Source organism: Providencia rettgeri (assembly GCF_041075285.1).
Lineage (GTDB): Bacteria > Pseudomonadota > Gammaproteobacteria > Enterobacterales > Enterobacteriaceae > Providencia > Providencia rettgeri_G.
In genome coordinates, this window is the sequence record NZ_CP163512.1 from 298,795 (window position 1) to 325,103 (window position 26,309).

General features: G+C 39.9%; 27 protein-coding genes and 1 pseudogene. 17 read left to right on the forward strand and 11 right to left on the reverse strand.

The window, feature by feature from the left end; all coding sequences use genetic code 11:
* Position 1 precedes the first annotated feature (1 nt).
* Complete coding sequence (gene mutS, locus AB6N04_RS01375) at positions 2-2,569, reverse strand: DNA mismatch repair protein MutS (protein ID WP_369310161.1); 2,568 nt, start codon at positions 2,567-2,569, stop codon at positions 2-4.
* 230 nt (positions 2,570-2,799) lie between these two features.
* Between mutS and AB6N04_RS01380 the strand changes: the two genes are divergently transcribed.
* A complete protein-coding gene (locus tag AB6N04_RS01380; protein ID WP_210813328.1) occupies positions 2,800-4,086 on the forward strand; it encodes a site-specific integrase in 1,287 nt (428 codons plus the stop codon).
* A gap of 359 nt (positions 4,087-4,445) precedes the next feature.
* Here AB6N04_RS01380 and AB6N04_RS01385 read toward each other — a convergent pair whose 3' ends face one another.
* Together AB6N04_RS01385 and AB6N04_RS01390 are read right to left on the reverse strand one after the other, a co-directional pair.
* Positions 4,446-5,816: a hypothetical protein gene (locus AB6N04_RS01385; RefSeq protein ID WP_196722448.1), complete on the reverse strand. Its 1,371-nt coding sequence runs from the start codon at positions 5,814-5,816 to the stop codon at positions 4,446-4,448.
* Positions 5,817-6,053: 237 nt separating this feature from the next.
* Positions 6,054-6,698 (reverse strand): annotated as a pseudogene (locus tag AB6N04_RS01390) (IS3 family transposase).
* A 360-nt stretch (positions 6,699-7,058) separates the two neighbouring features.
* Here AB6N04_RS01390 and drt4 point away from each other — a divergent pair.
* Complete coding sequence (gene drt4 / locus AB6N04_RS01395) at positions 7,059-8,699, forward strand: antiviral reverse transcriptase Drt4 (RefSeq protein WP_196722447.1); 1,641 nt, start codon at positions 7,059-7,061, stop codon at positions 8,697-8,699.
* Between the two features lie 369 nt (positions 8,700-9,068).
* Here drt4 and AB6N04_RS01400 read toward each other — a convergent pair whose 3' ends face one another.
* The 4 genes from AB6N04_RS01400 to AB6N04_RS01415 form a co-directional block, all read right to left on the reverse strand.
* Entirely contained in the window at positions 9,069-9,380 is a 312-nt protein-coding gene (locus AB6N04_RS01400; RefSeq protein WP_247603625.1) for a hypothetical protein, read from the reverse strand.
* A gap of 185 nt (positions 9,381-9,565) precedes the next feature.
* Entirely contained in the window at positions 9,566-9,976 is a 411-nt protein-coding gene (locus AB6N04_RS01405) for a hypothetical protein (protein ID WP_196722446.1), read from the reverse strand.
* Positions 9,977-10,061: 85 nt separating this feature from the next.
* Positions 10,062-10,859, reverse strand: coding sequence for a DNA translocase FtsK (locus tag AB6N04_RS01410; RefSeq protein ID WP_210813329.1), 798 nt, complete (start codon positions 10,857-10,859; stop codon positions 10,062-10,064).
* 61 nt (positions 10,860-10,920) lie between these two features.
* Positions 10,921-11,337 carry a hypothetical protein gene (locus AB6N04_RS01415; RefSeq protein WP_196722444.1) on the reverse strand — a complete coding sequence of 139 codons (417 nt, stop codon included), beginning with the start codon at positions 11,335-11,337 and terminating at the stop codon, positions 10,921-10,923.
* Positions 11,338-11,474: 137 nt separating this feature from the next.
* On the opposite strand from AB6N04_RS01415, the gene AB6N04_RS01420 reads away from it, so the two are divergent.
* The 5 genes from AB6N04_RS01420 to AB6N04_RS01440 all read left to right on the forward strand — a co-directional run bounded on the left by AB6N04_RS01420 (position 11,475) and on the right by AB6N04_RS01440 (position 13,834).
* Positions 11,475-11,759 (forward strand): helix-turn-helix transcriptional regulator, encoded by a 285-nt coding sequence (locus AB6N04_RS01420; RefSeq protein WP_087802311.1) that lies wholly within the window; start codon positions 11,475-11,477, stop codon positions 11,757-11,759.
* 98 nt (positions 11,760-11,857) lie between these two features.
* Positions 11,858-12,199: a hypothetical protein gene (locus AB6N04_RS01425; protein ID WP_196722443.1), complete on the forward strand. Its 342-nt coding sequence runs from the start codon at positions 11,858-11,860 to the stop codon at positions 12,197-12,199.
* A 9-nt stretch (positions 12,200-12,208) separates the two neighbouring features.
* Positions 12,209-12,526, forward strand: a complete 318-nt coding sequence (locus AB6N04_RS01430) for a hypothetical protein (RefSeq protein WP_196722442.1) — start codon at positions 12,209-12,211, stop codon at positions 12,524-12,526.
* Positions 12,527-12,807: 281 nt separating this feature from the next.
* Positions 12,808-13,242: a DUF2787 family protein gene (locus AB6N04_RS01435; protein WP_196722441.1), complete on the forward strand. Its 435-nt coding sequence runs from the start codon at positions 12,808-12,810 to the stop codon at positions 13,240-13,242.
* A gap of 70 nt (positions 13,243-13,312) precedes the next feature.
* Positions 13,313-13,834, forward strand: a complete 522-nt coding sequence (locus AB6N04_RS01440) for a hypothetical protein (protein WP_196722440.1) — start codon at positions 13,313-13,315, stop codon at positions 13,832-13,834.
* Between the two features lie 5 nt (positions 13,835-13,839).
* Here the strand turns inward: AB6N04_RS01440 and AB6N04_RS01445 are convergent, their stop codons facing one another.
* Positions 13,840-14,436: a hypothetical protein gene (locus tag AB6N04_RS01445; RefSeq protein WP_196722439.1), complete on the reverse strand. Its 597-nt coding sequence runs from the start codon at positions 14,434-14,436 to the stop codon at positions 13,840-13,842.
* 254 nt (positions 14,437-14,690) lie between these two features.
* On the opposite strand from AB6N04_RS01445, the gene AB6N04_RS01450 reads away from it, so the two are divergent.
* The 3 genes from AB6N04_RS01450 to AB6N04_RS01460 all read left to right on the forward strand — a co-directional run bounded on the left by AB6N04_RS01450 (position 14,691) and on the right by AB6N04_RS01460 (position 17,953).
* Positions 14,691-14,888 (forward strand): AlpA family transcriptional regulator, encoded by a 198-nt coding sequence (locus AB6N04_RS01450; protein ID WP_161707213.1) that lies wholly within the window; start codon positions 14,691-14,693, stop codon positions 14,886-14,888.
* Positions 14,889-14,972: 84 nt separating this feature from the next.
* Positions 14,973-16,079 carry a hypothetical protein gene (locus tag AB6N04_RS01455; protein ID WP_196722438.1) on the forward strand — a complete coding sequence of 369 codons (1,107 nt, stop codon included), beginning with the start codon at positions 14,973-14,975 and terminating at the stop codon, positions 16,077-16,079.
* 371 nt (positions 16,080-16,450) lie between these two features.
* On the forward strand, positions 16,451-17,953 hold the full coding sequence (locus AB6N04_RS01460; RefSeq protein ID WP_247603641.1) for a hypothetical protein: 1,503 nt from the start codon (positions 16,451-16,453) through the stop codon (positions 17,951-17,953).
* Positions 17,954-18,184: 231 nt separating this feature from the next.
* Here the strand turns inward: AB6N04_RS01460 and AB6N04_RS01465 are convergent, their stop codons facing one another.
* The gene (locus AB6N04_RS01465) at positions 18,185-18,883 is read right to left on the reverse strand and encodes a DsbA family oxidoreductase (protein WP_196722437.1); all 699 of its coding nucleotides are present in this window, start codon (positions 18,881-18,883) and stop codon (positions 18,185-18,187) included.
* A 68-nt stretch (positions 18,884-18,951) separates the two neighbouring features.
* On the reverse strand, positions 18,952-20,061 hold the full coding sequence (locus AB6N04_RS01470) for an alkene reductase (RefSeq protein WP_196722436.1): 1,110 nt from the start codon (positions 20,059-20,061) through the stop codon (positions 18,952-18,954).
* Positions 20,062-20,276: 215 nt separating this feature from the next.
* Here AB6N04_RS01470 and AB6N04_RS01475 point away from each other — a divergent pair, with 215 nt between their 5' ends.
* From AB6N04_RS01475 to AB6N04_RS01500, 6 genes are all read left to right on the forward strand, one after another.
* The gene (locus AB6N04_RS01475) at positions 20,277-20,618 is read left to right on the forward strand and encodes a thioredoxin domain-containing protein (RefSeq protein WP_196722435.1); all 342 of its coding nucleotides are present in this window, start codon (positions 20,277-20,279) and stop codon (positions 20,616-20,618) included.
* A gap of 144 nt (positions 20,619-20,762) precedes the next feature.
* The gene (locus AB6N04_RS01480; protein WP_196722434.1) at positions 20,763-21,557 is read left to right on the forward strand and encodes an SDR family NAD(P)-dependent oxidoreductase; all 795 of its coding nucleotides are present in this window, start codon (positions 20,763-20,765) and stop codon (positions 21,555-21,557) included.
* A 26-nt stretch (positions 21,558-21,583) separates the two neighbouring features.
* Positions 21,584-21,919, forward strand: coding sequence for a carboxymuconolactone decarboxylase family protein (locus tag AB6N04_RS01485; protein ID WP_196722433.1), 336 nt, complete (start codon positions 21,584-21,586; stop codon positions 21,917-21,919).
* Between the two features lie 89 nt (positions 21,920-22,008).
* Entirely contained in the window at positions 22,009-22,560 is a 552-nt protein-coding gene (locus tag AB6N04_RS01490) for an OsmC family protein (protein WP_196722432.1), read from the forward strand.
* Between the two features lie 87 nt (positions 22,561-22,647).
* Positions 22,648-23,208, forward strand: a complete 561-nt coding sequence (locus AB6N04_RS01495; protein ID WP_196722431.1) for a TetR/AcrR family transcriptional regulator — start codon at positions 22,648-22,650, stop codon at positions 23,206-23,208.
* Positions 23,209-23,667: 459 nt separating this feature from the next.
* Positions 23,668-23,832, forward strand: coding sequence for a hypothetical protein (locus tag AB6N04_RS01500; protein ID WP_196722430.1), 165 nt, complete (start codon positions 23,668-23,670; stop codon positions 23,830-23,832).
* Here AB6N04_RS01500 and AB6N04_RS01505 read toward each other — a convergent pair.
* Positions 23,829-24,446, reverse strand: a complete 618-nt coding sequence (locus AB6N04_RS01505) for a Fic family protein (protein ID WP_196722429.1) — start codon at positions 24,444-24,446, stop codon at positions 23,829-23,831. The genes AB6N04_RS01500 and AB6N04_RS01505 overlap by 4 nt on opposite strands.
* Positions 24,447-25,154: 708 nt before the next feature.
* Here AB6N04_RS01505 and AB6N04_RS01510 point away from each other — a divergent pair.
* The gene (locus AB6N04_RS01510; RefSeq protein ID WP_369310162.1) at positions 25,155-26,168 is read left to right on the forward strand and encodes a tyrosine-type recombinase/integrase; all 1,014 of its coding nucleotides are present in this window, start codon (positions 25,155-25,157) and stop codon (positions 26,166-26,168) included.
* The last annotated feature ends 141 nt before the right edge of the window (positions 26,169-26,309 follow it).

The following is a 26,309-nucleotide window of genomic DNA, read 5'->3' on the forward strand; positions in this document are numbered from 1 at the left end:
ATTAGTTATCCATGTCCTTTAAACGATAAATCCAATCAAGGGCTTGGCGAGGTGTCAATTTGTCTGGGTCAATACTATCAAGTGCGGTTAATACGGGGGAAGGTTCCACCTCTTCAGCGGTTAAGAAGCTCAGTTGCGCACTATCAACATGGCTGGCATTGGCATTGTTCGAGATAATTTCCAGCTCTTTTAGTTTTTGTTTTGCCCGCTTAATGACATCTTTAGGTACACCAGCTAACGAGGCAACAGCCAGACCATAACTTTTACTGGCTGCACCTTCTTGAACATTGTGCATAAAGGCAATAGTATCACCATGTTCGATGGCATCGAGATGGATATTCACTGCCCCCTCAAGCTTTTCAGGTAAGGTTGTTAGTTCAAAGTAATGGGTTGCAAACAATGTCATTGCTTTGATTTTATTCACTAAATTCTCAGCACATGCCCATGCAAGGGAAAGCCCATCATAGGTCGAGGTGCCGCGACCGATTTCATCCATCAACACTAAACTGTGCTCTGTGGCATTATGCAGAATGTTTGCCGTTTCCGTCATTTCGACCATGAATGTTGAACGACCAGAAGCAAGATCATCCGATGCCCCCACACGGGTAAAGATACGGTCAATCGGGCCAATAACCGCTTTACTGGCAGGTACAAAGCTACCAATATAGGCGAGCAGTGTGATCAACGCAGTTTGACGCATATAGGTACTTTTACCGCCCATATTTGGCCCAGTAATAATTAGCAAACGACGCTGTGGCGACAGTGATAGGGGATTGGAGATAAACGGCTCACTGAGCACTTGCTCCACGACAGGGTGACGGCCTTCAGTAATTTGAATACCTGCTTTTTCAGTAAGTTGTGGGCAGCTGTAGCCTAATGTTTCTGCACGCTCAGCAAGATTGGTTAAGACATCAAGTTCAGATAACGCTTCTGCACTGGTTTGCAACGCAGCAAGATGCGGAAGAAGGCGATCAAACAGTTCGTCATACAAGGCTTTTTCGATGGCCAGTGCTTTACTTTTAGATGTCAGAACCTTGTCTTCGTACTCTTTGAGCTCAGGAATAATGTAGCGCTCAGCATTTTTCAGTGTTTGGCGGCGCACATAATGGATGGGCGTTAGATGGCTTTGACCACGACTAACTTGGATATAATAGCCATGAACTGCGTTATAGCCCACTTTTAGGGTATCAATACCCAGTTTTTCACGTTCACGGATTTCTAACCTGTCGAGGTAATCTGTTGCGCCATCCGCCAGAGCTCTCCACTCGTCCAGTTCAATGTTGTAACCTGGTGCAATTACGCCCCCATCACGCACTAATACGGGAGGAGCATCAATAATCGCGGTTTCCAATAAGCTTTGTAACTCATCAAATTGGCCAATTCGGCTTTGCAGTTCTTTTAAATAAGGGCTGCTGGATTGATTAAGGATTTGATGGATATCACTATATTGCTGGAATGCATGGCGCATACGGGTTAAATCACGTGGGCGCGCAGAGCGCAGAGCAAGACGAGCAAGAACTCGTTCTAAGTCACCAACTTGGCGTAGAAATGGTTGTAATTCAACCCCTTGTTCCTGTAAGGCACTAATGGCTTGCTGGCGGTTATTTAAGATCTGAATATTACGCAGTGGGGTATGTAACCAGCGTTTTAACATACGGCTTCCCATCGGCGTGACGCACATATCTAAAATAGACGCGAGCGTATTTTCTGTGCCACCCGCGAGGTTTTGGGTAATTTCTAAATTCCGCCGAGTCGCGGCATCCAAAATGACATTATCATGTTGTTTTTCCATCACAATACTGCGAATATGCGGCAGCGCAGTCCGTTGCGTATCTTTGACGTATTGTAGTAAACAGCCCGCCGCCCGCAGAGCTTTATGGGCATTTTCCACACCAAAACCCACTAAATCTTTGGTGCCAAATTGCAAGCCGAGTTGCTGTTTAGCCGTATCCAGTTCATATTCCCACAACGGACGACGACGTAAGCCTTTATTGTGCTCAATCAAATGCATGCTGGCAAAATCTTCCGGGTACAGGAGCTCAGCAGGGCGAGTGCGTTGTAATTCAGCTTGGAGGGCTTCTTCATCGGCAATTTCACTGATAATAAAGCGACCCGATGTGATGTCTAATGTGGCAAAGCCATAGCCTTGAGTGTCTTGCCAGACAGCCGCAAGTAAGTTGTCTTGGCGCTCGTTTAATAACGCTTCATCGGTGATGGTACCCGGCGTGACAATGCGCACGACTTGGCGCTCAACAGGGCCTTTGCTGGTGGCAGGATCACCAATTTGTTCACAAATCGCCACAGACTCACCCATTTGTACGAGTTTAGCAAGGTAACCTTCTGCTGCATGGTGTGGCACACCGGCCATTGGAATGGGTTGACCGGCAGATTGCCCTCGTTTAGTGAGGGATATATCTAATAATTGCGAGGCTTTTTTAGCATCATCAAAGAAGAGTTCGTAAAAATCGCCCATACGGTAAAACAGCAGTATGTCTGGATGTTGTGCTTTTAGTTTTAAATACTGCTGCATCATTGGTGTGTGGGAGTCGAGATTCTGGTTGTCTGTCATAAGGTTATCTATCTTAACTTATTGAATTTGCTTGATTCTGTGTTTCTTTGTTGTCTCATGTAATAACATGATGTCTTATGAAATATCACAGAATCTCATATAAAAGTGTAGGTTAAAGTGTAGGTTGCTGGTGGTGGTATGGTATAATGAGCATAACAAAACTAACAACCTACACTTTTTACGAAAAATCGTTAATTATCTTATAGTCAGCGCTAAACAAGGTAATACCTATGAGCCAAAAAACACCAGCGAAGCCCTTATCAGCGAAAGCCATTGAGGCGATGAAGCCTAACTGTAATGTTAGGACTGATACAGGGGAAAATACAGGTTTACGAGTATTTTGTGGTGCGACTGGTATTAAGACATTTATTTATCGATATAGTAGCCCAGTTACACATAAACTTGTACAGATAAAAATCGGTAATTTTCCTCAAATATCGTTGAGTGAAGCGAGAGTTAAGCTGCAAGAATTGAAACAGCTACGTCAATTAGGACGATGTCCCGCTACAGAGCTAAAAGAAGAAAAACAGCATAAAAAGCAGAAACAACTACAGCCTCAAGAAACAAAGCTAACTGTAAAGGCGCTTATCGAGCTGTACCTTGTTGAACGTATCGAAGATCGCAAGGGAAAAGACGGTAAAATCATTGCAGGAGCAAGAAAGAAGAAAGGGCAAATAGAAGTCCGTCGTATGCTTGAAGCGGATGTTATTCGCGTCTTAGGTGAACGAATGGCACATGAAGTTACTCGAAAAGATGTCATTAAACTGGTTCGTGAAATAGAAGCTCGAGGCGCTAAGGTTCAAGCGGGTAATGTATTACGTGAACTGTCAGCAGCATACGAATTTGCGATAGGTTTAGATTATTTTGATGATAATTTTGCAAACCCTGCATTATTGGCGAAATCGAGCTTGCAGCAAGCTAAATTTAAACTAACCAGTAATAAAGGTACTCGTTATCTAGATGATAATGAACTCAAGAAGTTTTTAGCATGGTTACCTAGTTCTGCTTACACTAATGTTGTGAAAAATGTTTTCCGTCTGACGCTTTGGACAGGCTGCCGAACCGGTGAAGTGTGTGCAATGGCATGGGATGATGTGGATCTTGAAAAAGGCACTATTCATTTGAAAGAAACTAAGACAGGAATTGAACGATACGTGCAATTACCTGAGCAAGCAGTCACCTACTTGAAATCAATGCGCATGAACTCAGATAAATACCTTTTCCCATCTCAAGTAACAAAACTACCTATCCAACAAAAATATCTAACTGAATGTGCGTGGCGTTTACGCAAAGAAGGCAAAATGCTAGATATTCCTGCTTGGTCGCCCCATGATTTACGTCGAACAGTGCGTACTGGGTTGGCTAAATTAGGCTGCCCTAATGAAGTGGGCGAGGCGATACTTGGGCATTCACGTAGTGGTATCGAAGGAACGTATGATTTGTACAGTTATGAGAGCGAATGCAAGGTGTGGTTGCAGAAATGGGCGGATCATATGGGGTCTTTTGGGGCATGTTAGGCTATAATTTTTTTCATACTAATTTATTTTAGATGCTCACTCATTGGTTACCAGCAACTTTTATGCTGTATGGAAATACAATAGACCGTAGTTTTAGGGTAACTATATACCGAAAATATCTGATAAATTGAAGAATTGGGTACTGCTAGGAAAGCTAAGTGTGTTATCAGACAACATTATGTTCATCTCAAATTTCAGTCCGATTCAGCTTACACAAGAATTACTGAAAAAGTATTCGACAACAACCAGTCAGGTAAATGCCTGACTGGAATGGATATGGAATTTTAAGGCGTTGCGGATATATCTATAAAAAAACATATTGGAAGTATCTAAGATAGCACATGATACTATAATTATTCTCAATCATTTTGTAAGAATGACGATAATATTCCTTTTAAATCAACATTATACTTAAGCTTGCATATTTCAAATGAATCTTGAATGGACCTAATTAATATTTTCTCTGCTTTTATTGAAGGCATAGTAATTAAATCTTCATATATACTAATCAATGTTTTCCATTTGAATTCTCTTGAGTTTAAGTATATTTTCATTTTTTTTAATACTTCATCTCTTGGTTTTTCATAACCATTTGATAACCCTGACAACATATTACTAACGAATTTAATAAGGCTTTGATCTGTATTAGTTAAATTTTCCCTTAAACTCTCAATAGGATTATCCATATCTATTTTTTTAGATAATTTTAAAAGTCCATTATATAGATTAAAAGGTCGAGTACCTCTTCCGGAATGATTAGATTTATATTTGGTTTTATTTTTCTTACTACCTACGAGTAAACAATAAATAATATAGATTTTTTTTGGATCGGTATTATATTTCTCGATTGATTCTAATTTCGAGCCTCTATCAACATACCATATTGAAAATACTAAATTAGCAAGAATATTGAGTTCTGTTTTAGGTATGTCAATATTATATGAATTCAAAGCGCTATTTAGTAACTTATCGTTATGAATATATTCATTTGTATGAAAGAGAATATATTCATTCTCATAAGGATGAAACTCGAAATTGAGATCAACGTTATGAATGGAATGACCTTCAATAATTTTTTTAACATGATTTATTGCCTCATTCATTAGTAATTGATGAGCGATGTCTTTAATTACAGGTGTATAAAAACTCATCTCTGTGTAATATTGTTTTTTTACATCTAAAAAAATACGTTGAATTAAGCTTTGAACATTTGGGATCCAAATATCAAAAGGGATATTTATATCGTTAAAATCAAATAATGCTCTTGGTATAGTTCTGTACATTTCCATACATATGGTTTCATAAATTAGTGCAATACTTTTTGTTCTTATTATTCCATCTAACAACTCTGAATACATTTTAATTAAATATTGACCGTTACTATTTTCTGTAAAATCAAATAGTGATATTCCTTTGTTATTGGGATTGTTTTCAAATAAATCTTGCCATCTTTTTTTTAAACCCCACTCTTGGGTAAGTGTATCCATCCATATAATTGAGTGAATAAGTTGATAAATTGCATTTGGATCTTTCTTGTAATATTCTTTATACCTTTCGTTTGTCAGCATTCTTTTGGCTTTAGCTTTTGGGTATTCCAAGGAGTCTATTTCATCTTTTCCATTTAGACGCAGTTCTTCATTTATTATTTCAATAAAAATATCGTCTGTTACTCTCTGTTTGGGCGTTTCTTTTTGGATTGAAAATTCTGAATTTTTAATGAAATCTATCATGCTAACTCCTAATGAAATCTATCATGCTAACTCCTAATGAATCATTATATTAATAGTTTAATTAATCTGGAGAAGAAAGTAGTTACTTCGCCAATATTAGTTGGATTAAGGATATTGTAGCTGGGCTCAGCGAAAACTAGAAAAGCGTTTCCTTACTTAATATATTTATTTAAGGTTTTTGTTTGTGATGCCAAAAATTTACGATAAGTTGCTACAGATAATCTAGATACTTCTAAGTTATTGATAATATTGTTTTTCGTATTTAGTGGGGGGCATCTGTTCGCTCGAACTATGTCGACGTTTGCGGTTATAAAACATTTCGATGTAATCAAAAATATCGCGTTAGGCTTCTTCTCTCGTTTCGTAGATTTTTTTCTTTATCTGTTCACTCTTCAGCAACAGGAAAAAGCTTTTTGCTACAGTGTTGTCATGACAGTTACTATGACGGCTCATGCAACCCTTTAGCCCATGTGATTTCATGAACGACCACTATTCATGACTTGTGTACTGGCTATTTTGAACAGAATGAACCTATACCTATTTTGGGGATTACGTCGGCACTCGGCCATCAGAAACGCATTCAGGAGAATATCTTTCGTCACTCGATATTGCATGGGTAAGTCGCGAAGTATGCAGTTGCTTTTTTAATATGTCCTGTTCGCCCATAACCCGCTGCTCTTTCTGGAGTCATCGGATCTCAGGCTAAGCATCTGATAGGACTTTACTGGTGTAGGAGTCTGGTCTGTTTGATTTTATCTAGGTGTAAATATTATGAGTGGTGATACCGAGACATGTTGCTACGTAGGAAACAGAATGATTGCGATTAACAATTTGTTTTACCGCTTCAATTTTAAACTCTTCTGGATATTGCTTACCTTTCATGGGCTCCTCTTTTTAAGTCATTTTAAATGACTTTGAGGTGCCAGTTAAACCTGTGATGATTCCGTTCGATTATAGAAATACGACAACACAGCCCCAAAGTAACTTGGAAAATTGAAGAGCTTGATGCCTTGGATATACTTTCAATGGTTTCATTAGTACACTAGCGCCTAGATGATGTAGTTGAGGCAAGGAAGACCAAAGAAAACAAAATATAATAATACTACTTCAGAGTGGCAACTAACTTTCATCATATTGGATTAGGTTTGTGGAATATGGAATACATTGGCTTTGTTTGAGTTTTTTGGTGCTAGTTGTGAACTTAGTAAAGCGTGATGTCATAAAATTGACTAGGAGTATCTAGTGTTAGATTCACAATATGTAAAGGAAGCTTTGCTGAAGTTCAACTACTTACCTTTACAGAAAGATAAAAATGAAGAACTCCCAGAACTTTTTAGTTCTGAACTTTTAAGTTCTAGTATTTGCGATGAATTAGCAGCAATAGATCTTCGAAAGGGTGGATACGACCACTTTAACTATTTTGCTACTAGATTCAATAATGTGCATAGACAACTTAGTGTGCCTCATCCATTGGCATATGCACATTTAGTTAGTCATATCTCCGATAATTGGAGTAGATTTAGACATATAGAAGATAATCAAAATAGTGTAATTCGTCCATTCAAACATAAAGATGGGCGAATTATCGTAATGGCTTATGAGCGTGCGAAAGAGAAAACTAAACGTTATCAAGATGGAGTTAGAGGTAAAAAATTTATTGTTCATAGTGATATCTCAAATTTTTACCCAAGCCTTTATACCCATTCAATTCCATGGGCATTACTAGGTATTGATGAAGCGAAGCAAAACACAAATTCAGGGCCTGAGAATAAGCTAGACACTCTTCAAAGGATGACTAAACGTAATGAAACTATGGGGATTGCTATAGGTCCAGGAACATCAAATATAGTAAGTGAATTGATTCTTTTTGAAGTTGACAAGGCTCTCACTGAAGAAGGATTTGATTTCTATCGTTTTATCGATGATTACACTGCATTTTGTTCTACTTATGAGCAGTCCGAAAAGTTTATTAGAGTGCTGTCTGAGCAATTATCTAAATTTGGTCTTTTATTAAACATCAAGAAAACTGAGATTAAAAAGTTGCCACAAGCGTCTGCTGCTGATTGGGTTTCTGATCTTGGTTCGAGGTTCAGTCAGCGAATCAAAGTCAGTGAGCATTACTGTACACGTATGCTTGATTACTCTGTTGATCTTCAGGGAAAAAATAGTGGTGGAAGCATACTGAAATACACCATTAAGTCCTTGGCTAATAAGGCAAGCCCGTCTGGGAAAAAGGTATTACTAGAATATACTGCAAATTTGTCTATGCATTATCCAGTATTACTACCTTTACTCATACAACTTTTTCCAGTGGTTCGTTGTAAAGCAGGTGATAAATACTATCAATCTTTACTTTCAGCACTGAAAGAATGCACGATAAATAAATGTTCTGACGGAATTGTTTGGTGCCTTTATTACATTAAGAAATATTATAATAGCGAGTTACCAGAGGCTATGGCGAAAGAGATTATTGTTACTGGAGATTGCCTATCAATAACAATGTTAACCTTGTATCAAAAGCATGAAGCAAAAGTGATTGATTTTGCTAGAGAAGTAATGAGTAAGTCCCTTTTTGAAATCGATCAATACTGGATTCTTCTCTATCAATTATACTTCAACAAACAAATAGACAACCCATATAAGAAACCGGAGAAGTATCACAACTTAGCTAAAAAAAGTAATGGTGAAGTTAATGAAGATAAAGCGGAAAATTGGTCAAACCATGATGCAAAATCTTTTGATGTTTTGCGTAAAAATAAAGTAACCTTTATGGACTTACAGACGTTGTCCTTACCTAAGAGACCTAAATGGAGTTGGATCAGGTCAATAGTTAGTAGAGCCTCTAGGTCGTTAGTTAAAAAAGTTGAGGAAAATGTGACATAATATACGATAGTGGTATGGTTTTTCCTTACTCAGAATAATTCTCAACTAACTAAATTAGTGGAGTCAATGACACGAAATAGTCCAATTTTGAGCGATAGCACCAGTAACCTAAGGTGCGATTTGTCGGCATTGGTATTGCAGATAGCTTTTTCCCGATAATAATACCGTATGCTTAAAATGTGATGGTTACTTTTGCTTTTGAGCTTTTTCATTGATTCTGTACCCCTCACCGCACTCAGTGTTGATTTTTCAAGGGTGAAAGACTGAGAAGTTTCTTATTTAATGCACTCTAGTAGTTCACCACATTCCATATGATGAGTAAATCAGGCCACTTACCAATCTATCTTGGTGTTCCTAACTTAGACTTTCTCATCCATCCTCATTCGGAACCCATAAACCTTGCCATTCTTCTTGTGCTATTCGAGGTAGCTTCCAACAGGGTTGATAGCTAATGCGCCCATGTTGTCGTAACACGTCCAATGGGGTTTCAGGGCGCAGCGTGGCAAGGAAACGGTAAGAACTGGCGTTGTTGCGGAGCGTATCCTGATAAATGTCATCGCTGTCAGTATCAGTCAGGTATTCAAAGGGAGAAACAGATTTCAATATATTGGCTGTACCACCTTCAATTTCGATTTCTTCAGCCCAAACCACGATACGTTGCCAGACAATAGACTGAATCAAACAACGGTACTCTAGGGATTGCGTATCAAGTGGTAGTTCAGTAAATAACGGTACGGGGGATGTCTCAATTAGTGGAATGTGAATCGAGAGTAAGAAACTAACATAAATGAAAAGATAATATATAATCGGCTTAATTATGTTAGATTCAAAAAATTCATTAATAATAATGATGTAAAATCAGGATGCTATTTTTTATATATGCCATCCATTGCACCTTCAGCCCCTACACCACATTGCGCAGTGCAACCAAAATTTGTTTTGATTGCTATCTTTCCTGTTTTATCTTTAGAAAATTCCATTTTGCAATATTGGTCACCATAGTCACTATCTGTGCTGACTAGCGCTGTTGCATTCCAAGTATTTGAAGATGAATCTCTTTCTGTGATATAGGCAGTACCCTCAGCTTCACAGACATACATATCAATATTGGCATTAATCTGGAAATCGAACTTTGCAGCATCGTTTTTACTTGGTGTGATTTCTAGTATTCCATGTTTACTTTTGTATTCTGCGGGATTTTGGAAAGGTGAATTTGCTGCCTGTGCTGTTGATAAGAAGATGGTTACAGTGGCAATGACTAGTGATGAATATTTCATATTATTCCTCTAAATATTAATGTGGTTATACAAGGTGATTTATGCCTTGCAGATTATGATTATTAATACATTAGGCCTAAAATTATTAAACCTGGCTTTTCCAATAAATCAAGTATCGCAAATAGTCCCCCCCATCCTCTTGTAGCCCATGCATCAACGGTTTCATGCTTTTATGGGGTAAGTCAGGCCACTCACCAATTCCTCTTGGCTGATGAATATTTTCTTCACTTAGGCTTTCCCATCCTGCTTCATTCGGCACCCACAAACCTTGCCATTCTTCTTGTGCTATACAAGGTAGCTTCCAGCAGGGCTGATAGCTAATTCGTCCATGTTGTCGTAACACATCCAATGGTGTTTCAGGGCGAAGTGTGGCAAGGAAACGGTAAGAACTGGCGTTGTTGCGGAGCGTATCCTGATAAATGTCATCACTGTGGGTATCAATCAGGTATTCAAACGGTGAGACAGATTTCAATATATTGGCTGTACCACCTTCAATCTCGATTTCTTCAACCCAAACTACAATACGTTGCCAGACGATAGCCTGAATCAAGCAACGGTATTCTAGGGATTGCGTATCTAGTGGTGAATCAGTGAATAACGGTGTCTGTGCTGTCTCAATAGGCGCAGCAAAGTCTGATGCATCGAAAGAGTGGTAGTGAGTCGGATACCCTAGGACCTCACGATAACCGTATTGATTCAAGGGCATAATCACACCCAAATACTCAAGTTGATGAATAATACGCTCAGCACGGTGAAAACCTATCCGAAAATGGTGCTGTAAGCGTCTCGGTGACGCCCTGTTAATAAGAATGACATAATCAATAGCTTTAGCTGTTAATGGGTCATAGCTGTTGTCTAGCGTGTTGTGGTGAGATAACTGCATAGTGCCTCTGAGTCAGTGACGAAAATACAGTTATTAAAATAACAAAAGATATTAAAAGATACTAATTCAATTCTTCCTGTTTCATTGTGAGCGCATTTTTTAATAACGCTCTTCTTTTCTCTGCTGACAGTGATTTGTAGATTTCAAGTAAAAGGTTAAGATCTGCACTTTCAGAAGATAGCGCGTTTTGCTTGATGAGCTCTTTTTCATCGGTATTTAGGATCACCTTAAAGGCATCAATATGATAGAGGTCGCCACGCTTATTAGGGTTCTTCTTGCGAAAGTGGGGATGAAGAGCTGTGATTGACTCTAGACGGACTCTAACGCCTTTCGCTGTCGTCGGGATATCCATATCTTTATATTCAGGATAACGTGTTGGATCGTCAGCTTTTTCTTTTCCTATAGCAGCTAGCTCTCCACTGGTAAACCAGAGCTTGGGCGCATTATCCATTTCAGTTAGTTGTTTTTTATCAGTCATGATTTTTATAAATCCCATACATATCAAAAGGATAAAATAACCGCACTAGAAAGATGTTAAAATCATAAAGATATCTATTGATAATTCCCTTTAATTGGTTTTTAATAGACGAGGAATTAAACAGTGGAGTTATTACTATGTCTAACCCTGTAGCATCTCAAAAAAAGCCCCGAAAAGGAAGCGCTGCGGATTGGCACCGTGCGGATATTGTGGCGGCTTTGCATAAAAAAGGGGTCACACTAGCGCAATTATCTCGTGAGCATGGTCTTTCTTCTCGGACGTTAAATAATGCGCTAGAGAGAGCGTACCCAAGAGCTGAACAGATCATTGCGGATGTTATTGGCACGGCTCCTGAAACAATATGGCCGAGTCGTTACATCAATAAACCATCCTCTAATAATCATAGAAGGTCATTGAAATAGCCTAAATATTTACCCTTGCCTATCGATAAGGCATTGCACCCATTCTAGCGTCAATACCATGGAAAAACCCCTTAATTCATTTAATTGAAGGAACAGTCATGTCTATCAAAAATAAATTGCAAAAAATCCGAGAAGAAAACGAAGCAAAAGGATTAAATGATCCAGCTTTATTTAAACAGCGTTTGTTCAACGGTGGCTTTGGATTAGCTAAAACCTTTTGGCTATTTTGGTTTTTACCGATTTTATTCTTAAATATCGTTGAATTTTTTATTACTAAAAAGGTGACATTGAATAAAGTAGAAGCATTGATTCTTATTTGGGATGTTTGCTGTTTTTACTTTATCGTGAAAATACCGAATCGTCGTGCTTGGTATTACGCGGCGTTGGTTGTGATTGCACTCGATATATTAGCAGGGATCATAGTGAATTTTCTGCTGTAAGGTGACAATGTGAAAATGAAACTTAACCAGTGGATGAAATTAATCATATTAACGGCGATGGTTGGTTTAACAGGATGTAATGAGAGTACCGTTAATTGTAATAGTGATGGTGCAAAAGCATTAGCGTTACAAGTGGTCAATCAACATGTCGGTTGGGCGATGTATGAGCAGCTTGAGAATGTGCGAACGCAACGTCAAAATACACAACGAGGCGTTTATCTCTGTGCTGCGGAAGCAACAGGAAAAGCAGGCTCTGTCACGGTAATTTATTCCGTGCAGCTCACGGATGATAAAAAAAGTTTTGTTGTTACGTTACTCAACGGTTAATTGCTATGCCAGCCTATTATTAGGTTGGCATTTTACCCTTTGACGCTTCCATTCTTTCATTCACTTTCCACATCAATATTCCCCCGCCATAAATAAAAATCACGGTACGTATATCAAAATAGCAATGATGGCTAAATGCATGTAACTACCTGATTATTAATAACAAATAACTTGTTTTTACTAGTGGTTATGGTAAAATATTAGCATGGCACTATACCCAAAATATGATTGGGTTGTGCTTAACAGTTTATTTCTACTTTTTTATTTAAAGGCCACTTTATATGACTATTCATCAGTCAGGGCTACGCTTGCCTATCGCACAAGCTTTTAGCCAATTATTATTACATGAACTGAATAATTCAGTGATTAACTCCGCGATTGATTTAACCACTGTTAGGGCGGTTACCTTAAATTTTCGAGACCCATTGTATAGTGCTGAAACAGGAGGTTTCCATCCTGTCGAAATACGTTTGTTACGGCTGCATGAGCAATGGCAGTTTGATTATGTGACAGATTTTTCATACATGGGAAGCTATTATCCTGAGCTTGAAAAGGAACTCGATATTTGTTGGTCGCAGGGTTATATCTATCATTTTTTGATGGGGGATATTGATGAAGAAGAGGGCGGAGCAATGTTTGAACTGTGGCAACGTAATTTTATTCAATACCACAAAATGAAATGTTATGAAGTCAGTATTCAGTGGGAAACACACTAATTAAGTAAAAAATAATACCAGCGCTGGTGATCTCATTAAGTACAGTACAATCAATAGAAGGTTTGAGTTGATGTTGATACCGTCCAAGCAAGGGGATTTAGATTGCCTCTGTGGGATTTACAGTCTGGTCAATATGGGTACATGGTTCTATGGAGACCGCATAAAACCCCGCCCACTATTTAACTATCTATTACGGGAATACAGTGAATACTGGTCACTGTACAAGTGTTTAACCCAAGGTATTGATATTCCTGAAATGGATTACTTGATTAAGCGCCTAACCTCAAAATACCCATCACAAGCCCCTCTACACGTCACCACGCCATTTCGTTACAAAGATGGACTTACAACACAAAAAATAATGTCTGCCTGTCAGGTGTTCTTAGACGCTCATACAACGTCACGTCGGCTTATTCTTCTGGGTGATCAGTGGCATTGGTCGCTGGTGGAGCATATGGACAGTGAATATCTCTATTTCTTTGATAGCCACCAGCAAGAGAAAGTGAGCTGCACCAGCTATGGATTAAGAGGTAACAAAGTACGGCGGTTGTATAGTGAATCTGTTTATTTTGTTGAAATATCACCTTTATAAATAGGTTATTTTTTCAATGTATTTAACTTTTTAAGTTTATTAATGACCGATTGAGTATCTAGCAAATATAAAATATCTAACGGTGTCCATGTTGTAATATTTCTTTCATCAAAATTATTATTGAATATATAGGGAGGAATGAAACACTTTGTTTTAGTCATGGATTTGGCAATTGATTTTAGTTCTCCTTCGATTATTTTCTTTTCTTTACTATCAGGAAGTGTTTCAAATTCGTTTTTAAGAATGAAAATGTTTTTGTTTAAAACACATTCTTTCCAAATGGTTTTAAACGTATTTATTAATAATTTTGCATTGTCATTTTTAGACTCAATAACTGCGGTAATATAATAATAATCGATAACATTCATAATTGTTTGGCTGAAAATTCGTCCTGTGGCTTTTTCTCTTTCCATCATGTCATCATGACCAAAATGAACACAGATTTCTCTCAATCTTGTTTTATTTTTATCATGCATGTTAATGGTGAATGGTGCGCCTAATTTTTTCAGTCTATTCTCTCTGCTTGTTTTTGCCCTTTTGCAATTATCTTCCTTTTTATTTTCTTGTTCTATCTTCTTTCTCTGACCTATTTTTCCAGACATTAGATGCTCCATTTTGTGACAGTCATGTAGTTCTCATGAGTTTAGTAAAAACACCCAATAATTGTGACGGTCATACATTACGGTGATTTTTATGTGTGACCGTCACTAATATTTTAAAGAATTTTAGCAGGTTTAGTCCAGAAAATCACTGTGACCGTCACTTAATCCGCCTTTTGGCCTTTTGTGACTATCACAATCGATCATTTTTTATGGTTGTAAAGAGTAACTCCATAAACTGACAGGAGTTATGTCTCATGCAACACGAACACTTTTTAACGATTAAGCAAGTTTTAGAAATCACTCAGGTTTCACGCGCGACCTTATACCGTTGGATAAAGGCAGGCGATTTTCCTGCGCAATATTCATTGACTGCATCTGGTCGCTCGGTTCGTTGGAAAGCGAGCGAAATAGTTCAATGGTGTGAAAAATGCGTAAAAAAGGAGGGGCAATAATTATGTGGATCTATAAGCCTGTTATAACCCCTTTATATGATTATATAGAGAATAATAATATTCAAGTGAGTAATGGGGGTAGCTATGTCTACCCTTAAACCTAATATTGATAATTTGAATAAATCAATCGCTATTCCTCATGAATTAGGTCATTACGAAATGATGCATAGAATAGATAAACTTAGTATTGTAGGTGATCTTGAAATTGATGATACCGATGAATTGTTCGATAGATTAAATAAGATGAAAGGCAGTCGTTTTTATTCAATTAGAAGAAGAAAAACGAAAAGTAAATATATTAAGAAACTTTATCGCTATCAAATTAAGGTAGGAAATATATGTAATCCGAAGCAAGTATTTATGATTTATTATATGCCGACGGAAATGGATTTTAAGAAAACAGATAAATATGAAGGAAGAGGTGCTGTTAGATTTGAATTTAGTCCTCAACATTTTACTGTTGATGATATTAATAAATTAGTTCTTTATTTAGGAAAGAAGAAGCGCCTAGGTAAGTATCTGTATAAAATATTGAAAAGCGCATGGGTGACTCGCATTGATTATGCTTTAGACATATATGATATGCGTCTCTCAGACTATCATATTGGATTTAAAGGGGCATGTTGTGGCGAACGTTATTCAAGTGAAGACGAGTTTCAAGGGCAACGGCTTGGTAGCAATAAATCAGAGTATCACGCCTCTTGCTATGAGAAGCTGGATGTTGGTGATGACTTAGACACTTTACATGATAAAGATCTACAACTGATAATCACTAATTGGCGCGAAATACAGGATTACCGCCGCTTCCTGCGCTTAGAAGTTCGTTATAAACCGAGAAGTAAGGCGCTTTTATTACGAGATATTCACAATCTTCACAATTTGCTGGAACGTATTGCGTTCTATCAAAAGCCACTGTGTACCAAAGAAGGGGATTTAGATTGGGAGTTGTTACTGTCGGGCATGATATTACCTGAGCTACGCGATTATGTAAATAAAACCAACCCAAAGGAGGCTAAAAAGATCTTAAAACGTCTAGATAATAGATTGAAAAACAATCAAGTTGATCTTTTCGATAAAGATGAAATTTGGTACGACTTTCATTTATTGGTTGAGAAGCTCGGCATTCTTGGCAATGATGCTCTTTGGCAGAAGAGTTTGCGTGAAGAATGGGCTCGCAAACACGGTTATTAGTAGCCTGTATCACGGGTAATGGTGTTGGGTCGCTGCGGCGGTATAGTGTGGCGACTCAACATATAACAATATTATGTATATATATCAATGCTGGTTACCAGCATAACAGCAAGTTTAGCAAGCATCATAAGCATAATGTATATGAATAATAACGTTATCTATATATGGCTATAGCGTGGGGATATTGGGGTTAGCTATTTTCGCCTAGACCGCGAGTTGTTCGTCTTAACAGATCGTTTTGAGTAGCTGGCACCGGTATTTGACGCTTTCTCGGTTTTTCTAATCACCTACTAAAAAATGGGGTTAGCGGTAACCCCATTAAAAATGCATTTGCGTAATTCAATTTACTATTAACAACATGGTAAATTGAAATGACAGCATATATCACCAAAGATAACATTCTTGTTACAGAAGCTACAGTTGAAGCCTATAAAGCGATTGTTTTGAGTGTTCCCTTTGATAAGACCGTCGATCAACGTCAAAAATCTAAATATCACCGTGCAATTGCTTTGTTCTTACAGCATATTATCTGCAGTGCGACAGTTAGCAAAAATACGAAGAAAAAAGCGAGGCTTAAAGGAAATAAAAAATGGACGTACTCTGTGCCATTTCCTGCTGAACTAGGGAAAGAGAAATTCCCTATGATTTTTAAGCAAAGTCGTGATTTAGGCTTAGAACGCGGTTTAGAGTGCTTAGAACAAGCTAAAATTATTAAAATTATCCAACATAGCTATGGAACCCATAAGTGCCGAGAATTTGCTTTATCTAAAAGTGTCCTTAAAGCCTTATTTCCCGGTAAACGAAAGGATTATCTTAAACGTACAGATCGCTATACCTATTTGACGAATATTTTTGATAAACGTAAGAAACCCGAAACACTGTATAAACTGATGTTAAAAAGCTCTTACAACGTAAAGCCGCCTAAGCATAAACTAGCGATTGAAAATGACAATTTTAGACAGCGTATTATCAGTGCGTATCAACAACTCGAAGCATTACCTATCAACCTTGATAAACTACAAGCATATTGTAATGACCATCCTACCGCAAAGAATAAGAGCTTTTATTTTAATTTTATCTCTCATTTGATGGAGGTGGGCGTCAAGATAATTAGCAAAACGCCATTGATTATTGAATATCGACAAGCGTATAAAACCGCCAAAGTGGGTAGCCGTTCTTTTGAGATAGGTACAGGCTTTCAATATTTACCCAGCAAGATGAAATGGGCATGTTTAGCCAACGGGTACAATTATGATATTAAAGGGTGTCAGTTAGCTATCTTAGAGCAAGAATTCAAGAAATATGGAATTAGCACTGATTCGCTATCAGTATTAAGTGATTCTAATATCCAAAAAGTATTTAATGTAGGTAAAAGTTTCATCAAAATTATTCGTTATGGCACGATTTTTAGTGCAGGTCAGGTCAGCCTATCATCTCGCGGGAATATGGTGAAAAAGCTGAGGAAGCGGAAAAAGAATTATTCCGATGATTTTGTGTCAGAGATGCTGGAATATTGGAAATTAGAAACAACAGAGCTTCGCGAAAGCATAAATCAACTCCTTGACGAGTATCTAAAAACGGGAAAGAAAAATAAGTATGGGCTTTCTGTCGTGAATGCGGTTGGGCAGCCATTCAATACCACAATGCGAAAAATAAAAAACAAGGAGTGGAAGGCGTGGCGTAGTGATGTGATGCGACGTAAGCTACTCGCTCACATGATTCAAGGGCTAGAAAGCCGTGCAGTCTATGATTATGTAAGCGCCCATAGCGGTGTTTGTGCGCTAGAACATGATGGATTTGTGAGTTTGCATGAGCTGTCTGATGGTGATTGGCAGCATGAGTATTTGGAGATTGTGTTGAAACATGGTTGTTAGTAGTGAATTAAAATTAATTTCTTGGAATTCGTTTGCGCTTTCTCTGTGGCACAGAATCATGCTTAATTAAGTGGCAGTTCTGTGCCAAAAGCGGAAGTTGGAATGTCAGCAACACTCTAAAAGTTGACGGTTCGTTTGATGACGATAATCATTTTTATGCTGGCTCCCGCGGATGATTATTGCCTGAAAACTATCAGTAAGAGCCAGAATAGTCTCGCATGCCTAGGGACGTTACTTACAACTATCAATTCCGCAGACTTGCCCTTCCATGAACATGGACTCATCTTTGGTTTCTTCCCAAACTTGTCTCAAGGTGTTCAAAAAATTTGCAGCTGACTGGGCGCCACTAATTGCATATTTGTTGTTGATTACGAAAAGAGGCACACCATTTGCGCCTATCGCGCGCGCTTTGGCCTCGTCGTCATCAACAGAGCTTCTGAATACAGGGTTTTCGAGGGCGATTTCAGCCAGTGGCTTTGTCATACCAACTTCAACCGCCAGCGCAATCAGTTCATTACGATCAAAAATAGAACGTCCTTCAGTCGTGGCTGCAAAAAATAATCTTTCTGACATCTGATCGCCAAGGCCTGATTCACGCGCAGCAGCTGCGAGAGCATGCGCTTCACGTGTATCCCCGAAAAGCATGGTGTCAAAGTTATAAATTAACCCTTCCGATTTTCCTGTACTTTCAATCTGGTTCATCATTAACTCTGCGGCATGCTCACCACCAAACTTCTGATATAATGCCGACCTGAATGGAATTGGAGGATGGTCACTCGCAATACGATAGCTGTGATGATGTACATCAACCTGTTTCGAGTGTTCAAACTCTTCCAGACTCTTTTCAAATCGCTTTTTAGCGATCCAACACCACGGACAGACATAATCAGACCAGACATCTACTGAGATTCGGGGCATTAATGATTTCATTTTGTACTCTGATGATATATGACAGGTAAAGTAAAATGCCCGGATTTATATTATCCGGGCTGACTTAATTATTGTTCACTGTAAATCGGGTAATCGGTATAGCCCTTTTCCGGAGAGCCGCTTACACCGTAATACGTCGTGCGATCGCTTTCCGCCAGCGGCCAGTTATTTTTCATTCTTTCAACCAGGTCCGGGTTAGCGATAAACGGCACACCAAACGCAACCAGGTCAACTTCGTTGTTATTCAGACGTTCTTCTGCAATATCACGGTTGAATCCGCCTGCTGCAATGATCGTCCCGCCAAATGATTCACGGAAATCAGCTTTAAATTTCTCAGCAGTTGGCGGCGCGGTGACGTAAGTCGGCTGGAAGTAGAGATGCACGTAGGCCAGGGAGCGCTGACTGAGAGCCTTCACCATTTCTGACCAGGTTTCTTCTTCTCCTGCGTAAGGGGCAAGATCATAGATGCGACCGAACGGAGAGAGTCGTACTGCGACTTTGTTGCTGCCGATAGCATCGGAAACGGCATCAATGGTCTCCAGCAGGAAGCGCTGACGATTTTCGACCGAACCACCATACTCGTCGGTACGGGTATTCAGTTCACTGCTCAGGAACTGGTCGAAGATGAAACCGTTAGCTGCCATGATTTCAACACCATCAAACCCGGCTTCCACAGCCAGTTGTGCTGACTTCACGAAATCGCGGGTAACGCGTTTCACTTCATGCGTTTCGAGAGCACGTGGAACGCTTGGCACTACCGGTCCGGGTTTACCACTTTCGTCCCAGGCAAATACTGTTGTATTGGTCGCAGGGATGATGCCTGAAGATACGGGGGCAATGTTACCAGGTTGCAGTGAGGTATGGGACATACGCCCCACATGCCACAGCTGAGCGAAAATACGCCCGCCTTTCGCATGGACAGCATCCGTGACCTTACGCCACCCCTCAACATGCGCATCGTTATAGAGACCAGGCGTATAGAGATACCCGCGACCTTCTTCGGAAACAGGCAACCCTTCGGTGATCAGCAGCCCGGCTGAAGCGCGCTGCGCGTAATACAAAGCCACTACGTCATCGGCAATGTCATTTAGCGTGCGGGTACGCGTCATAGGAGCCATAACCACGCGATTTTTCAGCTCAACGCCACCGAGGTTATAAGGGGTAAATAACGTCTTCATTGCATTCCTCATCTTAAGAGTCACGAAATTTCTGGCCACAACGACCGTTCTGGTCACTCCGTCAAAAATCACCCTGAACATAAAACATGGATGTCGGGTCAATCTTGTCAGCTAGTGAAAGTGTGCGTACCATATCAACCTACTACTAGGTAGGCAAGTAAAAATCTATTTTTTACGTACTGAAATGGCTGACACATACAACGCCGGGGATAACGATGAAAAACGTACGCACCTACAATGAAGACAACTTTCATGATATCGCATGGGGTGAGGGGCTGGCAGTAATCAGGTTCTTTGCGCCATGGTGTCCACCCTGCCGTGAGAGTGAATCGGAATATCTGCAATTTGCGGAAAAATTGGAAAAACACGTCAAGTCTGGCGTGGTTAATATTGATAAATCACCAATATTATCAACAGTATATGAAGTATTTGGACTTCCTTCAGTTCTGGTGTTCAGAAACGGTCAGCTGATGGCACGTATTACAGGACAGAAAACCGCAGAACAATACGGAGCTATTTTTTCATCCATTGCTGAACACGAAGCAGACGTACACTGACGATACCGCCCGTTGGGTTTTGAGGCGTCAAAACCCAACATCGGTCAGAAAAAATTAAAACGTAAACTTGACAAAGAAAATACACCCGCTTAGTCTACCTACCAGTTGATAGGCAACCGAAATACTTACCTTACCGGAGGCATTATGCAAGATACGCAGTTTACGAATCATAAAGTCCTGATCATTGGTGGCACCAGTGGGATCGGTCTTGAAGCAGCAAAGATGGTTTTAGAGCAGGGCGGAAAGGCTGTCATTGTCGGCAGCCGCGCTGAAAAAGCAGAAGCCGCACGCCGGGAACTCGTGGCTATTTCGGGTGAGAAGAATGCTTCCGCACTGACAGCTGATTTATCCAGTATGGAAAGTGTTGCAAAGCTCATTGCCGCCCTGAAAAAGGATCACAGCGACATTGATATGCTGGTCAATTCGGCAGGCATTTACTATCCAAAAAGTTTCATTGAGCATTCAGTCGAAGATTACAACAACTTCCTCGATCTGAACCGGGCATTCTTCTTTATTACTCAGCATGTTGCTGCATCACTTGTAGATCAGAAGAAAGCGGGATCTATTGTGAACGTTACTGCAGTCGCTGCACGCCAGGCAGTAGAAACCATCACCGCATCAGCTTACTCCATGGCCAAAACGGGTCTGGATACTCTGACACGCCACGCAGCCGCAGAACTGGCTGAGCACGGTATCCGTGTCAATGCAGTAAGCCCTGGTATTGTTGAAACCCGAATTTTCGAACGTTTTATTCCGGGTGAACAACTGGATGGTGCGCTGGCCAGTTTCAATAACTTCCATCCGCTGGGCCGGAACGGTACACCGCGCGATGTTGCGGAAACTATCGTTTTCCTGCTTTCAGATAAGGCTTCATGGGTAACCGGAGCGGTCTGGGATGTGGATGGCGGTGTAATGGCAGCCCGGAAACTCGGCAATTAATTTTTTACTAATCAGAGGAAATCAACATGTCTACAGAATGGGGCAACCGTCTCTCCGCGCTGATCAAAAGCGTCGGTAATCTGGCCAAAACCAATAAACCTGTTGCTAACGCATTTCATGGTCTTGAAACCGCTACGCGTGAAAACAGTGTTCTGGATGCAAAAACGCACGAACTGATAGCCATTGCTGTGGCAGTAACTACACGTTGTGACGGTTGCATTTCCGCACACGTGGCCGCTGCCAAAAAAGCCGGTGCAACGAAAGATGAGATCGGTGCTGCAGTGGGTACTGCGATTGCGCTTAACGCCGGGGCTGCTTTTGTCTATTCAGCACGCGTGATGGATGCCTACGACGAGCTGTAATTCTGGCTTATTTAGTTACCGACAGACTCAAACCCGGGTACTTTCTGTAATCTGGAGCCCGGTAAATCTCAATGAACAGGAATATCAAAATGACAGAGAAAGTGAATGGTATTGATGTTGCTGCATTCCAGCAATTCGCCGAAAAAGTGACCCAAACCCCGGAAAAAGCAAAAGCCAAGTTTAACGTAGAGACCCGCTGGGCAGGACAGACCCGTTCAGTATCTACCATGAAATCATATGAACTCTTTGGTGACATCATCGAGCGTACCTTCCATGTCGCCGCTGATGAACCATCAGAGATACTTGGCAGCGATACGGCACCCAATCCGCAAGAACTGCTCATGGCTGCGCTGAATGCCTGTTTGACCGTTGCGTATGTGGCGGTAGCTGCCAGCAAGGGCATCAAGGTTAATTCCCTGAAAATTGAAACGTCAGGTGAGCTGGATTTGCGTGGTTTCCTTGGGCTGGATGAAAATGTTAACCCCGGATATGATTCAGTCCAGTATACCGCATTTATTGATGCTGACGCTCAGCCGGCAGAAATTGAAGAAATTCATCAGGCGGTACTGAAGACGTCACCAAACTATGCGAATTTCTCGCGTTCCATTAAGATGGAGCCGAAACTCGTCATTGCACAATAATCTGAATGGCATAGTGGCAGATACTTCACTCTGAACCAGAAGCAAGCTCCTGCCCTTGCTTCATCATTTTTAACACAGGTCGTTTATATGTCTATGGATACCCGACAATCATTAATTAATTCTGCAGAGTTTATGCTGCGCTCCAGGGGCTATGCTGCCTTCAGCTACGCTGACTTGGAAAAAATGGTCGGTATCAGAAAGGCCAGTATTCACCATTATTTTCCAAAAAAAGAAGATCTTGGTGTAGAAATTGTTGAAGTCTACATCAGTCGTTCAGCGATGGATTTCGAAAAAATTGATCACGACTTTCCAAATGCTTTTGGGAGGCTTTGCGCTTTCGCCGCGTTGTTTCGGGCTGCGATGGCTGATGGCATGTTACCGTTATGCGGCGCACTGGCGGCTGAAATGGCAGCCCTGCCTGAAACCATGCAAAGCCTTACGCGGAAATACTTTACCCTACAGTTGCAGTGGCTTGAGAAGACCATAGAGGAAGGCACTGCGGCTGGTGATTTCGCGGCAACAAGCACACCCCGGCAGAAAGCGTTTCAGATTTTAAGCCTGCTTGAAGGCAGCAGCTTTGTTCGCTGGGCAATGAATGACGGCATGGATTTAGATCCGGCAGTAATCGGTACTATCGTCGGGCATTAATCTGAAATACTGGCAGGTATATTCACAATTCATTTCACCAAAAAATCAGATGTTAAAAGCTCCTACATCGACTTCAGTCGAGGCTCGTAACTTAACGTATCTGTTTCGGATTATTTTTTCAGGCACAACAATCTGTTATCCCTGAATATCACTCAAATCAGATTAGCAACATTCGAAACATTATTTTTGTACCAGCCAATAGCTTTGGCTGGTACAAAAAGTAATGTTTACGTCTTCTAGGCGGCTCTGAAACAGCATTGAATGGGGAGATGAAGCGTATTCACCTTACCTCTACCCACAATCGACCTCTGTAATCAAACAAACTTCCGCTGTTCGCTCAAAGCAGATGGAAATGAAGTGACATTGTGCTGTAAAATTTTTAACTAGAACAGTGATCTATATTGTCATATAAAACAAAGCTGATAAAATGCACTATCGTCAGTTTGAAGTGAGACTACCATGAAAAAGAATGAATTAATTCAAGCAACAAGACCAACTCGTATTCAACTTATTCGTTCGGTAGCAACCTCTACAGCTATTGAAACAGGGCAAGAGCCTCGCCGTCTTGAAGAAGAGATGAAAGTGAAGCGTGAGAAGTTTGGGCATTTGAAACTTGCGATTTAGTTTTCTTTTAAGGCTTCGTTAACCCAATATTTCATAGGTTCATAGTTAAGGTTTAACCCTGCGTGGATTGCTGCGATATACTGCTCAGGGTGTTGAGTCCAACTTTCATAGTCTAACGGCTGGAAACCAGCTTGTACTGCCATCACATCTGCGAGTAAACGCGATAAGCGCCCATTTCCTTCCCTAAATGGATGTATCAGAATTAATTCCACATGTACTGTTGCTATAGCTTCTATGACTTGCTCTCGGCTCATATTAGTGCAGGGTGTGTACTTCACTAGATATTCTTTCTCGAATTGAGCAAGTAACGTTGCAACACGACCCGCAGGGGCAAACATAAACCCACCCTTGCTAATATTTACTGTGCGTAATTGACCTGCCCAATCGTAAACATTTCCTAACCATTGGCGATGCCAACGCTGAATAAGTGATACGGTAATTTGCTCAGAGGGGAATTGTTCTTCAAAAATGACTTGATACAGTTTTTCTAACAGGACAAGCTCAGCATCATTGATATCATCAACGTTTGAAAGCCCTAGCTTATTAGCTAGCACTTCTTTATCAGAACCATCAGCAAATTTTCCTTCGCTGCTAAACACATCGTATTTATTCATATAAGCGTGTTCTTATGGTGTGGGTATGAATTTTGTACGTTATAATGCTAAAAACATCAAATAAATAATAACTACCTATAAATCAACGGATTAATTAAGTGTAGGTTAAATTGTAGGTTTTATAAGAAAAATAATAAATATCGTTATATTTCAACGCTAACACACCCATGCATCATTGGTGTGTGGGATTCGAAATTTTGGCTGTCAGTCATCGGGTTATCTATATTAACTTATTGAATTAACTTGATTCTATGCTTATACATATATTTTATAAGAGAATATTTTGTCTTATAAAAGATCACAGAATCCCATATTTAAATGTAGGTTGAAGTGCAAGCAGTTGATGGTGATAGCATATAACGATCATAACAAAACTAACGACCTGCACTTTTCACTAAAAACCTTTAATTATCTTATCGTCAGCGTTAAACAAGGTAACACTAATAAGCCAAAGGCCACCAGTAAAACCCTGACCAGCGAAAGCCATTGAGGCAATAAACCCTAACAGTAAAGATAGGTCTGATACGGGGAAAATACAGGTTAACGTGTATTTTGTGGCGCAACAGGCATTAAGACATTTTTCTATCATTATAGTAGCCCAGTTACACGCAAACTTGTACCGCTAAAGATCGGTAATTTTCCTCAATTTTCACTGAGTGAGGCGAGAATTAAGTTACAAGCGTTGAAACAGTTACGTCAATTAGGCCGATGCCTGTCACTGAGCTAAAAGAAGAAAAGCAATATAAAAAACAGGAACAGCTCCAGCTACAAAAAACACAGTTAACAGTAAAAGAACTTGTTGAGCTTTATTTAGTTGAACGGATTGAAGATCGTAAATGCAAAGACGGTAAAATTATGTCTGGCTCAAGAAAGAAGAAAGGGCAAAAGGAAGTTCGTCGCATACTTGAAGCCGATGTTGTTCGTGTTTTAGGTGAGCTTATGGCACATGAAGTAACCCGAAAAAATGTGATAGCGCTTGTGGGTGAAATTGATGGTCGAGGCGCTAAGGTTCAAGCGGGCAATGTATTGCGTGAACTGTCGGCAGCTTATGAGTTTGCAATTGGTATAGAGTATTTTGATGATAATTTCGCGAACCCAGCTTTATTGGCGAAAGCGAGTTTGCAGCAAGCGAAGTTTAAACTAACCAGTAATAAAGGTACTCGTTATCTAGATGATAATAAACTCAAGAAATTTTTAGCATGGTTGCCTAGTTCTGCTTACAACAATGTTGTGAAAAATGTTTTCCGTCTGACGCTTTGGACAGGCTGCCGAACTGGTGAAGTGTGCGCAATGGCTTGGGATGATGTGGATCTTGAAAAAGGGACTATTCATCTGAAAGAAACTAAGACAGGAATTAAGCGTTACGTGCAATTGCCTCATCAAGCAATCACTTACTTGAAATCAATACGCATGAACTCTGATAAATACCTTTTTCCATCTCAAGTCACAAAGTTGCCCATTCAGCAAAAGTATCTAACAGAATGTGCATGGCGTTTACGCAAAGATGGCAAGATGCTAGGTATCCCTGATTGGTCACCTCATGATTTACGCCGTACCGTGCGTACTGGTTTGGCTAAATTAGGTTGCCCTAATGAAGTCGGTGAGGCGATACTTGGCCATATGCGTGGCGGCATTGAAGGAACGTATAATTTATACAAGTATGATAGTGAATGTAAGATGTGGTTGCAGAAGTGGGCGGATCATATGGGGAGTTTGGTATGACACGTTAAACCATAACTTGCTTCTCATTTATTTGATTTTTAATGATTAAATTTGTACTCAGCGGTGTACTCATGTTGAGTAATGTATCCACTAAGGATCGCTCTTGTAATATTATTCAAATAAAAATACACAGAATTATTT

What these genes read in the sequence shown, in the direction of transcription:
- mutS (WP_369310161.1), bottom strand. Translation starts at nt 2,569, where the DNA reads ATGACAGACAACCAGAATCTCGACTCCCACACACCAATGATGCAGCAG.
- AB6N04_RS01380 (WP_210813328.1), top strand. Translation starts at nt 2,800, where the DNA reads ATGAGCCAAAAAACACCAGCGAAGCCCTTATCAGCGAAAGCCATTGAG.
- AB6N04_RS01385 (WP_196722448.1), bottom strand. Translation starts at nt 5,816, where the DNA reads ATGATAGATTTCATTAAAAATTCAGAATTTTCAATCCAAAAAGAAACG.
- AB6N04_RS01405 (WP_196722446.1), bottom strand. Translation starts at nt 9,976, where the DNA reads ATGAAATATTCATCACTAGTCATTGCCACTGTAACCATCTTCTTATCA.
- AB6N04_RS01410 (WP_210813329.1), bottom strand. Translation starts at nt 10,859, where the DNA reads ATGCAGTTATCTCACCACAACACGCTAGACAACAGCTATGACCCATTA.
- AB6N04_RS01415 (WP_196722444.1), bottom strand. Translation starts at nt 11,337, where the DNA reads ATGACTGATAAAAAACAACTAACTGAAATGGATAATGCGCCCAAGCTC.
- AB6N04_RS01420 (WP_087802311.1), top strand. Translation starts at nt 11,475, where the DNA reads ATGTCTAACCCTGTAGCATCTCAAAAAAAGCCCCGAAAAGGAAGCGCT.
- AB6N04_RS01425 (WP_196722443.1), top strand. Translation starts at nt 11,858, where the DNA reads ATGTCTATCAAAAATAAATTGCAAAAAATCCGAGAAGAAAACGAAGCA.
- AB6N04_RS01435 (WP_196722441.1), top strand. Translation starts at nt 12,808, where the DNA reads ATGACTATTCATCAGTCAGGGCTACGCTTGCCTATCGCACAAGCTTTT.
- AB6N04_RS01440 (WP_196722440.1), top strand. Translation starts at nt 13,313, where the DNA reads ATGTTGATACCGTCCAAGCAAGGGGATTTAGATTGCCTCTGTGGGATT.
- AB6N04_RS01445 (WP_196722439.1), bottom strand. Translation starts at nt 14,436, where the DNA reads ATGTCTGGAAAAATAGGTCAGAGAAAGAAGATAGAACAAGAAAATAAA.
- AB6N04_RS01450 (WP_161707213.1), top strand. Translation starts at nt 14,691, where the DNA reads ATGCAACACGAACACTTTTTAACGATTAAGCAAGTTTTAGAAATCACT.
- AB6N04_RS01455 (WP_196722438.1), top strand. Translation starts at nt 14,973, where the DNA reads ATGTCTACCCTTAAACCTAATATTGATAATTTGAATAAATCAATCGCT.
- AB6N04_RS01460 (WP_247603641.1), top strand. Translation starts at nt 16,451, where the DNA reads ATGACAGCATATATCACCAAAGATAACATTCTTGTTACAGAAGCTACA.
- AB6N04_RS01465 (WP_196722437.1), bottom strand. Translation starts at nt 18,883, where the DNA reads ATGAAATCATTAATGCCCCGAATCTCAGTAGATGTCTGGTCTGATTAT.
- AB6N04_RS01470 (WP_196722436.1), bottom strand. Translation starts at nt 20,061, where the DNA reads ATGAAGACGTTATTTACCCCTTATAACCTCGGTGGCGTTGAGCTGAAA.
- AB6N04_RS01475 (WP_196722435.1), top strand. Translation starts at nt 20,277, where the DNA reads ATGAAAAACGTACGCACCTACAATGAAGACAACTTTCATGATATCGCA.
- AB6N04_RS01480 (WP_196722434.1), top strand. Translation starts at nt 20,763, where the DNA reads ATGCAAGATACGCAGTTTACGAATCATAAAGTCCTGATCATTGGTGGC.
- AB6N04_RS01485 (WP_196722433.1), top strand. Translation starts at nt 21,584, where the DNA reads ATGTCTACAGAATGGGGCAACCGTCTCTCCGCGCTGATCAAAAGCGTC.
- AB6N04_RS01490 (WP_196722432.1), top strand. Translation starts at nt 22,009, where the DNA reads ATGACAGAGAAAGTGAATGGTATTGATGTTGCTGCATTCCAGCAATTC.
- AB6N04_RS01495 (WP_196722431.1), top strand. Translation starts at nt 22,648, where the DNA reads ATGTCTATGGATACCCGACAATCATTAATTAATTCTGCAGAGTTTATG.
- AB6N04_RS01500 (WP_196722430.1), top strand. Translation starts at nt 23,668, where the DNA reads ATGAAAAAGAATGAATTAATTCAAGCAACAAGACCAACTCGTATTCAA.
- AB6N04_RS01505 (WP_196722429.1), bottom strand. Translation starts at nt 24,446, where the DNA reads ATGAATAAATACGATGTGTTTAGCAGCGAAGGAAAATTTGCTGATGGT.
- AB6N04_RS01510 (WP_369310162.1), top strand. Translation starts at nt 25,155, where the DNA reads ATGCCTGTCACTGAGCTAAAAGAAGAAAAGCAATATAAAAAACAGGAA.